This window comes from Microbacterium fluminis (assembly GCF_051549805.1).
In the GTDB taxonomy this organism is placed as follows: domain Bacteria; phylum Actinomycetota; class Actinomycetes; order Actinomycetales; family Microbacteriaceae; genus Microbacterium.
The window spans coordinates 3,073,211-3,085,818 of record NZ_CP196042.1; the positions used below are offsets into that span (position 1 = coordinate 3,073,211).

Genomic DNA, 12,608 nt, shown 5'->3' on the forward strand with positions numbered 1-12,608 from the left:
GCGTCGGCGCGGGTCACCTCGCGCCGATCAGGCGCAGGTTCCGGGCGCGCGCAGCGTCGGATCGGTGAGGACCGCAGGGTTCACGTCGAACCCCGCGACGAGGGTGACGCCCTGCACGGCCACGTCGGTCAGACTCACCGCGGCCGGCAGCTGCTGCGCGAGGCAGATGCTCCAGTCGCGGACCACGACGTCGGCCAGCGCGCCGAACCGGCTCCGCAGCTCGTCGGCGGTCACGGCCGCACCTGCGAGCTGCAGCGCCGTCGGAGTGAGGACGAGCGATCCGGTCGACGCGCTCGGCGTCAGCGAGGCGCCCACGGGGATGCTCGCGCCGAACACCTGCAGATCGGTGGTGACCGTCACGTCGGGCTGGGCGAGGGCGACGGTCGAGGCGGGGAACCCCTCGATCGTCGACAGCAGCGCCTGGGTCTGCGCCTGATCGAGGGTCGCGATCGCGTGCACGGCGCGGGCCGAGGCATCCGCGATGCTGATGTCCTGCGCGCGCACCGTGACGTCGCCGGTGACCGGACCGATCGTGACATCGGGCGAGGACACCGCCACATCGTGGAAGCTCCCGCCGAGCAGCTGCGGCAGCACGGCGCCGTCGATCGACACGTCGACCTTCTGATCGGCCGGCAGCGCGAGGCGCGTGACGACCTGATCCCGGATGGTGTTGCTGATCAGCTGGCGCGCGATCGCCTCGCCGCCGAACCACGCCGCCAGCGCGAGGCCTGCCACGATGGCCAGGGTCACGATCCACGGCCACACCCGTCGACGCCGCTTCGGCGCCTCGGGCAGGGACAGCACCCACTCCATGGCCGGGTCCGGAAGCGGACGGGTCGGCTGCGTGTCGCTCATGCGTCTCCGATCGGACGGGTTCGCGCCGGTCACATGCGCTCGGGCGCGCTCACGCCGAGCAGATCGAGGCCGTTGCGCAGGACCTGGCCGGTGGCGTCGTTGAGCCACAGGCGCGTGCGGTGCACGTCCTCGACCGGCTCGTCGCCGAGCGGGATGACACGGCAGTTGTCGTACCAGCGGTGGTAGAGCCCGGCGAGCTCCTCGAGGTAGCGCGCGACGCGGTGCGGCTCGCGCACCTCGGCGGCGAACGCCACGATGCGCGGGAACTCCTGCAGGGCGCCCAGCAGCGCCGACTCGGTCTCATGGGTCAGCAGCTCGGGCGCGAACGCGGAGCGGTCGACCCCGGATGCCTCGGCGTTGCGGCCGACGTTGTGGGTGCGGGCGTGCGCGTACTGCACGTAGAAGACGGGGTTGTCGTTCGTGCGCTTGCGCAGCAGCTCGGGGTCGAGGGTCAGCGGCGAGTCGGCGGGGTAGCGCCCGAGCGAGTAGCGCAGCGCGTCGGTGCCGAGCCACTCGCGCAGGTCGTCCATCTCGATGATGTTGCCGGCACGCTTGCTGAGGCGCGCGCCGTTGACCGACACGAGCTGCCCGATGAGCACCTCGATGTCCTTGTCGGGGTCGTCGCCCGCCGCGCCGGCGAGCGCCTTCAGCCGGTGCACGTAGCCGTGGTGGTCGGCGCCGAGCAGGTAGATCTTGTGCGCGAAGCCGCGGTCGCCCTTGTTGAGGTAGTAGGCGGCGTCGGCGGCGAAGTAGGTGTACTCGCCGTTGGAGCGGCGGATAACGCGGTCCTTGTCGTCGCCGAAGTCGGTCGTGCGTACCCAGACGGCGTCGTCCTGATCGAACACGTGTCCCTGCGCGCGCAGCCGGTCGACGGCCTCGTCGACGAGGCTCGGCGCACCGTCCTCGCCCGTTGCATGCAGCACGCGCTCGGAGAACCACACGTCGAAGTTCACGTTGAACGCGACGAGGGATGCCTGCAGCTCGGCGAGCTGGAAGCGGTACGCCAGCTCGGTGGCCACCGCGACCTGCTCCGCGCGGTCCTGCGCGAGCACGTCGGGCTGCTCGGCGATCACGCGCGCCGCGAGCGTCTGGATGTACGCGCCGCCGTAGCCGTCGTCGGGCGTGGGCTCGTCGTTCATCGCGGCGACGACCGAGCGGCCGAACCGCTCCATCTGCGCGCCGGCGTCGTTGATGTAGAACTCCCGCGCGACGGTGGCGCCGCTGGCCTGGAGCAGGCGCGCGATCGAGTCCCCGAGCGCCGCCCAGCGGGTGTGGCCGATGTGCAGCGGGCCGGTCGGGTTGGCGCTGACGAACTCGAGGTTGATCGAGTTGCCGCGCTGCGAGTCGTTGGATCCGAAGGCGGCTCCCGCCTCGACGATCGTCTTCGCGAGCGATCCGGCGGCCGCGGCATCCAGCCGGATGTTGATGAAGCCCGGACCGGCGACCTCGACGCTCGCGACGCCCTCGACGTCGGCGAGGCCGGCGGCGATCTCGGCGGCGAACTCCCGCGGGTTCGCGCCGAGGGCCTTGGCGAGCTTGAGTGCGGCGTTGGACGCCCAGTCGCCGTGGTCGCGGTTCTTGGGACGGTCCAGCACGACGTCGGCGGAGGTCAGTCCGACACTGGATCCTTCGCGTCGCGCCTCCGCGAGCGGGGCTACGACGGCGAGCAGGGCGGCGGAGAGAGCTTCGGGATCCATGGCCGGATCAGTCTAGTTCGAGCCGGCTGGGCCCTTCCTCGACAGGAGGGCGATCGGATGCCGGCGGTCAGGCGATCTGGACGAGGGCTTCGTGGTCGTCGACGAGGCCGCGGTCGCCGCGGAGGAGGGGGTCGTCGACGAGCACGTCGGGGGACGCGGCATCCGACTCGACCCAGGCGTCGACGTGGAGCCGGTCCAGGCCGACGTAGCCGCCGTGGTAGCTGAGGAACGCGCAGTCGGCGGCGTCGCGGCCGGTCGCGATGCGTACGAGGCTGCGACGGTCGGACAGGCGCGTGGCGTCGATGACGTACCAGGCGCCGTCGTGATAGGCCTCCGCGACCGCGTGGAAGTCCATCGGCTCGAGTCCCGGGGCGTAGCAGGCGGCGTAGCGTGCGGGCATGTCCATCGCGCGCAGGAGCGCGATCACCAGGTGGGCGTAGTCGCGGCAGACGCCCTGCCCGGTCATGAGCGTCGTGACGGCGCTGTCGGTGCCGAGGCTCAGCCCGGGGGTGTAGGTGACGCTGGAGGAGACGAACTCCGACACCGCCGTGATGAGGTCGTGCCCGGCCAGTCCGCGGAACTGGCGGCGGGCCTGCGCGAACACCTCGTCGGACTGGCTGTAGCGGCTCGGGCGCAGGTAGGTGATGGCCTCGAGGTCGCTCGTGCGCGTGCTCGCGGCGAGTCCGTCGACGGTGGCGCGATACCGCACGTGCAGCGGTCCGGGCTCGCCGGTGAGGCTGTGCAGTCGGCTTCCCGACTGGTCGACGATCTCGGTCGGGGTGTACTCCCGGTCGCCCTGCGTGAAGGTCAGGATCTCGCTCGACAGCGGGACCGGCTGCGCGGTCGCGATCGAGAAGATGAGAGCGACGGATGCCCCCAGTTCGAGGTCCATCTCGGCGGTCACGACGCGTTGCACCGGAGTATCCTCGCACGCCCGGAGAACGGCTCGGTACGGCGTGCGCGAGAGTGCCGGCGGAGTCCGTTCCTCCGCGAACCCGGCGCCGACCGGTACTAGTACCAAGGTCCGATTGAGGGTGCCCGCGGCATCCGCCGATCCTGGAATCCGCACCCCGGGACTCCGCGGGTGCCCTCCTCCTCGAAAGGCTCCCATGTCCGCTCTCCCCACCCGCTGGGCGGCCCGCGCAGCAGTCGTCGCCGCGGCCGTCGTCATCGGCTCGCTCGCGTTCGCCGCCCCCGCTCAGGCGAAGACCGCCGCCTCCGGCGGCGACTTCGCCGTCACCGTCAACGGAACCACGTACAACCCCGCTCCGGGCAAGGACGTGAAGCTCTCGGGGATCACCCCGACCGGCAGGATCTCCGTGCGCGGAGTCAACGTCGGCTTCGACATCGACCCGGCGACGCTCGGTGTCTACGACTACACGCTCACCGGTGCGCCCGACGCGCTCCGGATGGTCACCAAGCCCACCGTCATCTTCGCCTCGAAGGTCCCGACCCTCACCCCGGCCCAGATCGCCGGCGCGACGATCAGCAGGCTCGACCTCCGCGACGACACGCTCGTCGTGATCTTCCAGACGTCGCTGGGCAAGTACAAGGTGCAGGCGAAGGACGGCGCGCAGGGCGGCATCTTCCAGATGGAGACCGAGTTCGCCGGACCGGTCGAGTTCACCCACACGCTCGCCCCGGGCATCTTCTACTTCGTGAACTCGTTCACGGGCAAGATCAACTTCGGCGACGGCGTGAACGCCGTTCCGAGCGGTTCGGGCGCCCACCAGATGCTGCTGGGCAAGGACAGCCCGCAGGTCGCGACCAAGACCCTCCAGACGGCAACCGTCACGAAGTGGATCGTGCAGTCCGGGGGGCGCATGGGCGGAGTGCTCGGCGAGGACGCGATCGAGCTGTCGCAGGGCGCGACCAACTGCACCAGCCAGTGCCAGGCGCAGAACCGCATCCAGGGCTCCCTTCCGGTGCCGCCGAACCCGGTGAACCCCACGCCGATCGGCTGACACCTCCCCCGATCCGCGCCGAACCCCACGCCGGCCGGATCCACCCCGCGCGGCGGGCGACTCCCCCGGTCGCCCGCCGCGTCGTCGTGAGGGGCGATCGACGGGCGATCAGCGCTGCAGGTCGTAGACGGCCTTGATCACGCCGTTCGCGTAGGTCTCGCTCTCGCGCAGCACCAGGCGACGCTCGCCGCTCAGGTCGCGAGGAAAGGCGCTCTTGCCGGCGCCCAGCAGAACCGGGAAGACCAGCACGTTGTAGCGGTCGACGAGGTCGGCATCGGCCAGGCGACGGGCGAGCTCGGCGCTGCCGTGGATGAAGATCGCGCCGCCCTCGGTCCGCTTCAGCGCGGCGACGTCGTCGGTGGAGCGCAGGATGGTCTGCTCGCCCCAGCCGTCGACCAGCGCGCTCTCGTCGAGGGACGTCGACACGACGTACTTCGGCAGGTCGCGGTACGACACGTGGTCGGCCGACCCCGGCCACACCGACGCGAACGCCGCGTAGCTGCGCCCGCCGAACATCAGCGCGGTCGTCTCGGCGAGCTCCTCGCCCTTGAGGGCGTAGGCCTCCGGCACGAACGGGGTGCGGAAGACCCAGCCTCCGGCGGGATGCCCCTCCTGGGTGCCTCCGGGCGAGTCGACGATGCCGTCGACCGACATGAATCCGGTCCAGATCAGTTCGCGCGTCACGAGCGGTGCCTTCCGATGGGGGATGCCGGGGCTCCGGCATCCGGAACGTCTGTGTCGCGCTCCACTCTAGGGACCGCTCACCACCCGCCGCGGGTGGGCGTGTGCCCGTCCCGCGCGTCGTCGGGCATGGTCATCTCGGCCCGCACGCCGAGCAGGCGGACCGCTCGATCGGGCTCCATGCGGGCAACGAGCTCCGAGAGCTTCGCCGCGATGACCGCTCGCTCCGAGGTCGCCGCGAGTCGTCTGGTGAAGACCTTCGTCTGGAACGGCGCGTATCGCACCTTGAGCGTGAGGCCGATCACGGGCCGTCCCTCGGCGACGACATCGGCGAGCACCGCGTCGAGCAGGGCGGCCACCGCCGTGTCGACCTCGGCGCGGGTGTCGAGGTTCTGCTGGTAGGTGGTCTCGCGGGAGTGCCCGCGGGCGACCCACGGGGTGTCGTCGACGATCGCGGACCCCTCGCCGCGGCCGAGCTCGCGATACCACAGGCCCATCTTCGGACCGAACTCGGCGACCAGCGCCCGCTCGTCGGCGGCGGCGAGCTCCGACACCGTGCGGACGCCCAGCGAGTCGAGTCTGCGCGACACCTTGGTGCCGACGCCCCACAGGTCGATCGTGGGCCGCTCCCCCATCACCTCGGTCCAGTTGTCGGCGGTCAGCCGGTAGACGCCCTGGGGCTTGCCGAACCCGGTGGCGATCTTGGCGCGCACGAGCGTGTCGCCGATGCCGACCGAGCAGTGCAGCCGGGTGCGCTCGAGGACGGCCGAGCGGATGCCTGCCGCGTAGGCTTCGGGGTCGCCGGTCGTGATCCCCACGAACGCCTCGTCCCACCCGAGCACCTGCACGACCGCGCCGGGCTGCGCGCGCAGGGTCGCCATCACCTCGTCGGAGGCGGCCCCGTATGCGGCGTGGTCGACGGGCAGGATGGTCGCGTCGGGGATCTTGCGCGCGGCGATGCGCAGCGGCATGCCCGATCCCACCCCGAAGGCGCGCGCCTCGTACGACGCCGTCGAGACGACGGCGCGTTCGGTCGGGTCGCCGCGTCCGCCGACGATGACGGGCTTGCCGGCGAGCTCGGGATGCCGCAGCACCTCGACGGCGGCGATGAACTGGTCGAGGTCGACGTGCAGCACCCAGGGGCGCGGGTCGTCGCTCATGCGCCCAGTCTGCCGCGGGCCTGCGACGTCAGCGAGCGGATGCCTCGGTGTCGGTCTGCGGGCGGCCGGGGATGCCGATGCCGTACGCCTCGTGATCGGGCTCCGGGTCGTCGCCCGCGGGCGCCTCGGGCTCCTCGTCGGGGTTCTTCTCCGTGCTGGGCTCTTCGAGCGCGTCGGGCTGGGGGGTCTCGTCGGGCTCGGTGGGGGTCTGGGGGTCGCTCATGGGTCCAGCATCCGCCGCCGTGCGTGTCCCCGTGAGCCCCTTGACACCGGCGGATCAGCGACCGTGGAAGACGGGCGGGCGCTTGGACTGGAAGGCGGCGAACCCCTCGCGGTAGTCGTCCGTGTCGCACAGGGCGGCCTGCGCGGCGTTCTCGGCGGCCATGGAGGCCCACAGTCCGAGCCGCTCGTCGCGCAGCTGTGCGACGAGCCGCTTGCTCGCCACGAATGCGGCGGTCGCTCCGGTCGCGGCGCGGGACGCGGCATCCGTCGTGCGCGCGAGCACCTCGTCGGCGGGGAACACCTGTGAGAACAGGCCCGCCGCGACCGCCTCGGCACCGGACAGAAGCCGCCCGGTGTAGACGAGGTCGAGGGTGCGGTGCGCGCCGAGCCGCTCGACGAAGAGGGCGTGACCCCCGGAGTCGAGCGTCGCCCCGAGCGCCGCGAAAGGCGAACCGATCTTCGCGGTGTCGGCGACGTAGACGACGTCGGTGGCGATGAGCAGCCCGAGCCCCACTCCGAGGCAGGCGCCGTGCGCGGCGGCGAAGGTGGGCGCCGGGAAGGCTGCCATCCGCTTCAGCACGGGCGTGACGAGGGCGTCGAGGTACCCCATCACATCGTCGTCGCGGGGATCGACGGCCGCGATGTCGCGTCCGGCGCAGAACGCGCGGCCCTCCCCCGACAGAACGAGCGCCCGCACACCCGCGCGCGCGGCCTCGTCGTAGGCCGCGCCGAGATCGCGCACCGCCTGCTCGTCGAGCGCGTTGAGCTTGGCGGGGTCGTCGAGGGTGACGGTGGCGAGATCTCCGTCGAGGTGCAGATCGATCACGGAATGCTCCTAGACGTCGTAGTCGACGCGCACGGCGTCGGAGGTCGGGTGCGACTGGCAGGTGAGCACGTAGCCGCGGTCGAGCTCGTCAGGTTCGAGGGCGTAGTTCTCGGTCATCGTCACCGAGCCCGACACGAGCCGCGCGCGACACGTACCGCACACGCCGCCCGCGCAGGCGAACGGCACGTCCGGGCGCACGCGCAGCGCGGCATCCAGGATCGACTCCCGCGCGCTGACCGGACTGACGACGCTCGCGGACTGTCCGTCGAGCGTGAAGTCGATCGTGAGCACCGCTTCGTCGGCACGCGCCGTCACCGGGCGGCGGACATCGCGTCGCGGGGCGTCGCCGGTCGTGAACAGCTCGTAGCGCACGTGCTCGCGGCCGACGCCGATGTCGGCGAGGGTCTCGCGGCACAGCTGCACGAGGTCGAGCGGACCGCACAGGAACCACTCGTCGACGGTCTCGGGAAGGACGAGGAGGTCGAGGATGGTGCGCAGCTTCTCCGCGTCGATACGGCCGGACAGCACCGGGGCGGAACGCTGCTCGCGGGAGAGCACGTGGTGCACCGCGAAGCGGGTCGGGTAGCGGTCCTTCAGGTCGGAGAGCTCGTCGAGGAACATCACGTCGAGCGTCGAGCGGTTCGTGTACACGAGGGTGAAGCGCGCGTCGGCCGAGCGGGCCAGCACCGTGGCGGCGAGGGCCATGACGGGCGTGATGCCGGAGCCCGCCGCGACCGCCGCGACGTGCGCGCCGTCGAGGGCGGCCAGGCTCGAGGTGAACGTGCCCTGCGGGCTCATCACCTCCAGCGCCGTCCCGGGGTGGAGCTCGGTGTGCGCCCAGGTGGAGAACTGCCCGCCGGCGTCGCGCTTGATCGCGACGCTGATCGAGTCGCCGGCCGGCGGGCGGCACAGCGAGTACGAGCGACGGATGTCGGAGCCGTCGAGTCGTGTGCGCAGCGCGACGTACTGGCCGGGCAGGTAGTGGTAGTCGTCGCGGAGCTCCTCCGGCACCGCGAAGGTCACCTCGACCGAGTCCGCGGTGAGCGGGCGCACCTCCGCGACGGTGAGCGCGTGGAAGCGGGCGCGTCCGGGCGCCGGACGCCCGCCGACGGCCGATGTTCCGCCGACGACACTGTGCAGAAGCGCGTCGGCCACGGCCTCGGATGCCGGGGGGCGGCCGATGTTCGTCGCGGCCATCAGTGCACCTTGAAGGAGTCGAAGGGCTCGAGGCACGCGCGGCACTCGTAGAGCGCCTTGCACGAGGTGGAGCCGAACCGCGAGACCTCTCGGGTGTCGAGCGAGCCGCACCGCGGGCAGCGCACCGCGAGCGCGATGCGGAGGGGACCTGCAGGACGGACGCCCGTCGGCGGAGCGATGCCGTAGGCGGTGAGCTTGCGCCTGCCGTCCTCGCTCATCCAGTCGGTCGTCCACGCGGGCACGAGGGTCGTGCGGACGTCGACCTCGTCGAATCCCGCAGCGGTGAGGGCGAGGGTGAGGTCGTCGCGGATGGTCGCCATCGCGGGGCATCCGGAGTAGGTCGGCGTGATGGTGACGGCCACCCGGCCGCGCTCCACGGTGACGTCGCGCAGGATCCCGAGGTCCTCGATGGTCAGCACCGGCACCTCCGGATCGCACACGGTGGCGGCGATCTCCCACGCGCGCCGCGCAGCACCCGCCCGGGTCACCACGTCGCCCCCGGGTGTCGGCGCGCGAGCGACTGCATCTCGGCCAGGATGTAGCCGAGCGTCGGGAAGTGCGCCCCACGGCGCCCTCCGCCCGAGGAGGCCGGCACATCGGGGACGACGAGCTCGGCCTCGGCGAAGACCGCCGCGATCACCGCATCGAACGCCGGGCGCAGCGACGACGGCCGCGGGACCACTCCCTCGAGGCGGTCGATGAGGTCGTCGTCGCGGAACAGCTCGTCGACATAGGGCCAGACGTCTCCCACGGAGCGGATCATCCGCGCGCGCGACTCGTCGGTGCCGCCGGCCAGCCGCAGCGTCCACTGCACGGCGTGGTCGCGGTGGTACTCGACCTCCTTCACGGCTTTCGCCGCGATCGCAGCGAGCGAGGCATCCGTCGACCCCTGGAGCACGGTGTAGAGCTCGAACAGGGAGACGGATGCCGCGAGCTGGCGCGCGATCGTCTGGGCGAAGTCGCCGTTGGGCTGTTCGAACAGCCAGGCGCTGCGGAACTCGTGCTCGTCGCGGAAGTAGGCGAGGTCGTCCTCACTGCGCCCATCCCAGGTGCCGGCGTAGCGCAGCAGCGACCGCGCGTGGCCGAGGGTGTCGAGGGCGATGTTGGCGAGGGCGAGGTCCTCCTCGAGCTCCGGCCCGCGGGCGATCCACCCCGACAGCTGCTGCGCGAGGATGAGGGCGTCGTCGCCGAGGCGCAGGGCGTACTCCGCGATGTCCGCGCTCGGCGCACGTCCCTCGGCGCCGGCGAGCTCGGCCGCGAGCTCGACCTCGTCGACGGTGACGTCGCCGTGGGGGTCCACGGGCCCGTGAGCCGCTCCCGGTCCCTGAACGTGTCGAAGGATCACAGGTGCGGCACCCCCTCGGACGCGGTGTAGTACGACGCGTGCCGGTAGTTCTTCCCCGCCGGCGACTCGAAGAAGGCGCCCTTCGCGTCGGGGTCGCTGGTGGTGATGGCATCCGCCGGGACGACCCACACCGATGTGCCCTCGCCGCGACGCGTGTAGAGGTCGCGGGCGTTGCGCAGCGCGAGCTCGGCGTCGGGGGCGTGCAGCGATCCGGCATGCACGTGCGAGAGGCCCCGGCTGGCACGTACGAACACCTCGTAGAGCGGCCAGGTCTCGCGGTCGGAGGAGCCCGGTGCGCTCATGCCGCCGCCTCAGCCTTCGCAGTCTGCTTCGCCGCGTAGGCGGCGGCGGCCTCGCGCACCCACGCGCCCTCCTCGTGGGCGTCGCGGCGGTGGCGGATGCGCTCGGCGTTGAGCGGACCCCTCCCGGCGAGAACCTCGAAGAACTCGGTCCAGTCGATCTCGCTCATGTCGTAGCGACCGGCCACGTCGTTCCAGCGCAGCTCGGGATCGGGGAGCGTCACTCCGAGCGCCTCCGCCTGGGGCACCAGCATCCCGACGAATCGCTGGCGCAGCTCGTCGTTGGAGAACCGTTTGATCTTCCATGCGGTCGACTGCGCGGAGTTGGGCGACTGGTCGTCGGGCGGGCCGAACATCATGAGCGACGGCCAGTACCAGCGGTCGACCGCGTCCTGCGCCATCGCGCGCTGCGCGGGCGTGCCCTGCATGAGGGTGAGCAGGATCTCGAAGCCCTGCCGCTGGTGGAACGACTCCTCCTTGCAGATGCGCACCATCGCCCGACCATAGGGACCGTAGGACGCGCGGCACAGCGGCACCTGGTTGCAGATCGCCGCGCCGTCCACCAGCCACCCGATGGCGCCCATGTCCGCCCAGGTGGGGGTCGGGTAGTTGAAGATCGAGGAGTACCGCGCCTTGCCGTCGATGAGCTGCTGCGTCATCTCGTCGCGGGTGATGCCGAGGGTCTGCGCCGCAGAGTAGAGGTAGAGACCGTGCCCCGCCTCGTCCTGCACCTTGGCCATCAGGATGGCCTTGCGCTTGAGGCTCGGAGCGCGGCTGATCCAGTTGCCCTCCGGCTGCATCCCGATGATCTCGGAGTGCGCGTGCTGCGAGATCTGGCGGATGAGCGTGCGCCGATAGGCGTCGGGCATCCAGTCGCGCGGCTCGATGCGCTGCTCGGCGTCGATCAGCGCGTCGAACTCGGCCTGCCGCTCGGCCTCGGCCGGGTCGAGCGCGGTGAGATCCGGTGCTGCGGTCATCGTCGACTCCCTATTTACAGAACGTTCGGTCAGTATTGTACGCCGACGGTCACCCCCGGGGCAACCGTTCAGCGCAGGTCATAGACGCGCTTGTACTTGCCCTCGCTGCGCGGGAGCACGCCCGGCTCCTCGAGTCGCACCTCCACCGACGTGCCGATGTGCACCTTGATCCGCTGCTGCAGCACGACGGCCGCCGCCTCGCAGACCGAGAGCTCGAGATCGGGATGCCGTTCGATCCGCACGGTGAGCGCGTCCATGCGCCCCTGCTTCGTGAGCTCGAGGATGAAGTGCGGCGTCAGCGTCTCGATGCCCAGCACGAGCTCCTCGATCTGCGTCGGGAAGAGGTTGACGCCGCGCAGGATGATCATGTCGTCGTTGCGGCCGGTGATCTTCTCGATGCGCCGCATCGTGGGGTACGCCGACCCCGGCAGCAGCCGGGTGAGATCCCGTGTGCGGTAGCGGATGACGGGGGAGGCCTCCTTGGTCAGCGACGTGAAGACGAGCTCCCCGAGCCCACCGTCCGGCATCGGGTCGCCGGTGGCGCCGTCGATCGTCTCGGGCAGGAAGTGGTCCTCCCACACGTGCGGGCCGTCCTTCGTGAGCACGCTCTCGCTGGCGACGCCGGGGCCCATCACCTCGCTGAGGCCGTAGATGTCGACGGCGTCCAGGCCCAGGCGGCGCTCGATCTCGGCCCGCATCTCGTTGGTCCACGGCTCCGCGCCGAGGATCGCCACCTTGAGCGACGTCGATCGGGGATCGACTCCCGCCGAGACCATCCCATCCGCGATCATGAGGAGGTAGCTGGGGGTGCACATGATGGCATCGGGCTCGAAGTCGACGATGAGCTGCACCTGCCGGGCGGTCTGACCCCCCGACATCGGGATGACGGTCGCGCCGACGCGCTCGATGCCCGCGTGCGCGCCCAATCCGCCGGTGAACAGCCCGTATCCGTACGCGTTGTGCACGCGCCAGCCGGGCCGCACCCCTGCGGCGCGCAGCGAGCGGGCGATCAGATCCGCCCAGCGATCGAGGTCGCCCGCGGTGTAGCCGACGACCGTGGGGCGGCCGGTCGTTCCGGAGGAGGCGTGGATGCGGCGCACGTCGGCCATCGGCACGGCGAACATGCCGAAGGGGTAGGTGCCGCGCAGATCCTCCTTCGTCGTGAAGGGAAGCTTCGTGATGTCGGCGAGCGAGCGGATGTCGGTCGGAGCGACCCCGGCGGCGTCGAACTTCGCACGATACAGCGGCACGTTCTGGAACGCGTGCCGCACGGTCCACTGCAGGCGCTCCAGCTGGAGGGACTCGAGCTCCTCCCGGGGAAGCAGCAGTGCGTCGGACACGGGGGCGATCGTCTTCGTCGACATCTCGGCTCTTTCGTTCGGGGG

14 protein-coding genes are annotated in these 12,608 nt (G+C 71.3%); 1 reads left to right on the top strand and 13 read right to left on the bottom strand.

Going from position 1 to position 12,608, the window contains the following annotated elements; all coding sequences use genetic code 11:
- Positions 1-27: 27 nt before the first annotated feature.
- The 3 genes from ACSJDX_RS14855 to ACSJDX_RS14865 form a co-directional block, all read right to left on the bottom strand.
- The gene (locus ACSJDX_RS14855; RefSeq protein WP_438353409.1) at positions 28-855 is read right to left on the bottom strand and encodes an LmeA family phospholipid-binding protein; all 828 of its coding nucleotides are present in this window, start codon (positions 853-855) and stop codon (positions 28-30) included.
- A gap of 29 nt (positions 856-884) precedes the next feature.
- Positions 885-2,552, bottom strand: coding sequence for an arginine--tRNA ligase (gene argS / locus ACSJDX_RS14860; protein ID WP_438353410.1), 1,668 nt, complete (start codon positions 2,550-2,552; stop codon positions 885-887).
- A 67-nt stretch (positions 2,553-2,619) separates the two neighbouring features.
- A complete protein-coding gene (locus tag ACSJDX_RS14865; RefSeq protein ID WP_438353411.1) occupies positions 2,620-3,468 on the bottom strand; it encodes a transglutaminase-like domain-containing protein in 849 nt (282 codons plus the stop codon).
- Positions 3,469-3,661: 193 nt separating this feature from the next.
- Between ACSJDX_RS14865 and ACSJDX_RS14870 the strand changes: the two genes are divergently transcribed.
- The gene (locus ACSJDX_RS14870) at positions 3,662-4,516 is read left to right on the top strand and encodes a hypothetical protein (protein ID WP_438353412.1); all 855 of its coding nucleotides are present in this window, start codon (positions 3,662-3,664) and stop codon (positions 4,514-4,516) included.
- Between the two features lie 108 nt (positions 4,517-4,624).
- Here the strand turns inward: ACSJDX_RS14870 and ACSJDX_RS14875 are convergent, their stop codons facing one another.
- From ACSJDX_RS14875 to ACSJDX_RS14920, 10 genes are all read right to left on the bottom strand, one after another.
- The gene (locus ACSJDX_RS14875) at positions 4,625-5,200 is read right to left on the bottom strand and encodes a dihydrofolate reductase family protein (RefSeq protein ID WP_438353413.1); all 576 of its coding nucleotides are present in this window, start codon (positions 5,198-5,200) and stop codon (positions 4,625-4,627) included.
- 77 nt (positions 5,201-5,277) lie between these two features.
- Entirely contained in the window at positions 5,278-6,357 is a 1,080-nt protein-coding gene (locus ACSJDX_RS14880) for a DNA polymerase IV (RefSeq protein ID WP_438353414.1), read from the bottom strand.
- Positions 6,358-6,385: 28 nt separating this feature from the next.
- Complete coding sequence (locus ACSJDX_RS14885; protein ID WP_438353415.1) at positions 6,386-6,580, bottom strand: hypothetical protein; 195 nt, start codon at positions 6,578-6,580, stop codon at positions 6,386-6,388.
- 54 nt (positions 6,581-6,634) lie between these two features.
- Positions 6,635-7,405 carry an enoyl-CoA hydratase/isomerase family protein gene (locus ACSJDX_RS14890; RefSeq protein ID WP_438353416.1) on the bottom strand — a complete coding sequence of 257 codons (771 nt, stop codon included), beginning with the start codon at positions 7,403-7,405 and terminating at the stop codon, positions 6,635-6,637.
- Between the two features lie 9 nt (positions 7,406-7,414).
- A complete protein-coding gene (gene paaE, locus ACSJDX_RS14895) occupies positions 7,415-8,602 on the bottom strand; it encodes a 1,2-phenylacetyl-CoA epoxidase subunit PaaE (protein ID WP_438353417.1) in 1,188 nt (395 codons plus the stop codon).
- Positions 8,602-9,093, bottom strand: a complete 492-nt coding sequence (gene paaD, locus ACSJDX_RS14900) for a 1,2-phenylacetyl-CoA epoxidase subunit PaaD (RefSeq protein WP_438353418.1) — start codon at positions 9,091-9,093, stop codon at positions 8,602-8,604. The genes paaE and paaD overlap by 1 nt, the downstream gene beginning before the upstream one ends.
- Positions 9,087-9,902, bottom strand: a complete 816-nt coding sequence (gene paaC, locus ACSJDX_RS14905; RefSeq protein ID WP_438353419.1) for a 1,2-phenylacetyl-CoA epoxidase subunit PaaC — start codon at positions 9,900-9,902, stop codon at positions 9,087-9,089. Before paaC ends, paaD begins: the two co-directional genes overlap by 7 nt.
- Positions 9,903-9,943: 41 nt before the next feature.
- Entirely contained in the window at positions 9,944-10,249 is a 306-nt protein-coding gene (gene paaB, locus ACSJDX_RS14910) for a 1,2-phenylacetyl-CoA epoxidase subunit PaaB (protein ID WP_438353420.1), read from the bottom strand.
- A complete protein-coding gene (gene paaA / locus ACSJDX_RS14915) occupies positions 10,246-11,223 on the bottom strand; it encodes a 1,2-phenylacetyl-CoA epoxidase subunit PaaA (protein ID WP_438353421.1) in 978 nt (325 codons plus the stop codon). Before paaA ends, paaB begins: the two co-directional genes overlap by 4 nt.
- A 68-nt stretch (positions 11,224-11,291) precedes the next feature.
- Positions 11,292-12,587: an AMP-binding protein gene (locus ACSJDX_RS14920; RefSeq protein WP_438353422.1), complete on the bottom strand. Its 1,296-nt coding sequence runs from the start codon at positions 12,585-12,587 to the stop codon at positions 11,292-11,294.
- Positions 12,588-12,608: the final 21 nt, after the last annotated feature.